Source organism: Comamonas sp. B-9, from assembly GCF_000410635.1.
Lineage (GTDB): Bacteria > Pseudomonadota > Gammaproteobacteria > Burkholderiales > Burkholderiaceae_C > Comamonas.
In genome coordinates this window covers 3,613-5,451 of record NZ_KE148607.1, presented here as the reverse complement: position 1 = coordinate 5,451, position 1,839 = coordinate 3,613, and the positions used below count along the sequence as shown (strand labels likewise).

Here is a 1,839-nt window from a genome sequence, read left to right as displayed (position 1 = left end):
GAGCCGCAGGGCGCCTCGGTCTGGGGGATTGTCTGCGCGCTCACCATGGCCTGGGCGAGCAGCGATCTGCAGGCGCAGGGCTTCTCCGATGGCACCGTGCCGGCGCAGGAGGCCAGCCAGGCCGATGCCACGCCGGTGCTGGAGATGCCGCTGCGCGTGCAGATGGCCGAAGCTGCGCCAGAAAGCCGCGATAGCGCGCCTGCGCTTGCCAGCAGCACCGCGCCCACCGCGAGCGCAGAAATGGCTGCTCCCACGCCGGCCGCCCCTGTCATTCCCGCCAGCACGGCACCTGCCGCCGCCTTGCAGCTGGCACCCAAGCTGATGCCCGGCACACTCGCGGGCAACGCGTCCCAGCAGCAGCTGCTCACAGCGCTCTACACGATGCTGAGGGACCACCCCGATGTGCGCAAGGCACGTGCCGCCGTGGAATCAGCAGGCTACGACACCCACACGGCTGAGGGCGCGCGCTGGCCCAGCTTCAAACTGGGCACCTCGGCCGGCAATGCGGCCCTGCCCCAGGGCGGACGCCGCAGCTCGTACACGGCGGTGAACGCCGAGGTGCGCATGAATCTGCTCGATGGCGGCGCCATCAGCGCCGGCATCGAGTCGGCCCAGGCCATGGAAGCGGCGCAAGGCAGCGCCCTCTACACCACGCGCCAGAATGTGCTGCTCGATGCGCTGTCGGCCTTGCTGGAGCTGCATCGCTTCCAAACCAAGGCCCGCATTGCCTCCGAGTCGGCTGAGATCATCGGCCAGTTGGCCCGGGTGGAATTGCGTCGCGCCGAGTTGGGCGCCGTGGGCCGCAACGACCTGCGCCAGGCCGCATCACGCCGCGCCAGCGCACTGGCCCAGCAAAATGCGCTGGAGGCCCAGCGCATCGATGCGCAGGCCCGCTTTACCCGCTACTTCAACTACATCCCCAGCCTGTCCTGGCTGCCCGAGCCCCAGGTGCCCAGCTTCTGGGTGCCGACCAATGAGCAAGCGGCGCTGCTGGCCGCCGAGGACCAAAGCGCCGAGCTGCGCGAGATCGGCCACCTGATCGAGCGCGCCCAGGCCGAGGTCGAGCGCAGCAAGGCCCAGCGCTGGCCCACGGTGGCTGCGGTGGTCTCGCACACGCGCGATCCCAAGAGCGTGCTCTACACCGAAGGCACGCGCTACGGTGTGGAGCTGAACTGGAACTTTGGCAATGGCTTTGAGCTGCGCGACCGCATCCTCAAGGCCATCAGCGAGCTGCAGGCCCAGCAAGCCCAGCAAGAGGCCGTGCGCCGCCAGGTGCATGAGGCTGCGTCGTCCGCCTGGGGCCGCTGGCAGGCAGGCCGCGCCCGCGAGGCCCAGCTGCGCGATGCCGTGCGCGAAGCCAGTGCCGCCTTTGAAGGCTACCGGCGCCTGTTGGAAGTGGGCCGGGGTAACCTCTCGCAGGTGCTCGATGCCCAGCTCGACGTACAGCGCCTGATGCTGGACGCTGCCGACGCCATGTATGACCAGCGCATCAATGAATTGCGCCTGACCCGCACCACCGGCCAGTTGCTGCCCCGCGACTTGCCCGAGCACTGGCTGGACCAGCTCTTTGCCCAGCGCTCTGCAAATGCCCCCGCGCCTGCCACCGCGCAGCGCCCCTTTGCCGGCCCTGGCCCCGCGCCACTGATTGGCAGCCGCGCAGCCCCTGCCCGGCCTGGAACCCCCTATACCTCACCCCCTGTTTTGACTGCGCAGCACCTGCCGCTGCGCCTGGACCACCGATGGGACACGCAGCTGCTCAGCCAGCCGCAAGGCCCTGGTGCGCCGCGCGCTCTGCGCTGGTAAGAGGTACGGGTTTCCACAGCGACAGGCGCTTGCCCA

At 69.5% G+C, this 1,839-nt stretch carries 1 protein-coding gene; it reads left to right on the top strand.

Annotation, left to right across the window (positions count from 1 at the left end; translation table 11 throughout):
• Positions 1 to 45 precede the first annotated feature (45 nt).
• Complete coding sequence (locus tag H928_RS28275; protein ID WP_052330055.1) at positions 46 to 1,803, top strand: TolC family protein; 1,758 nt, start codon at positions 46 to 48, stop codon at positions 1,801 to 1,803.
• Positions 1,804 to 1,839 lie beyond the last annotated feature (36 nt).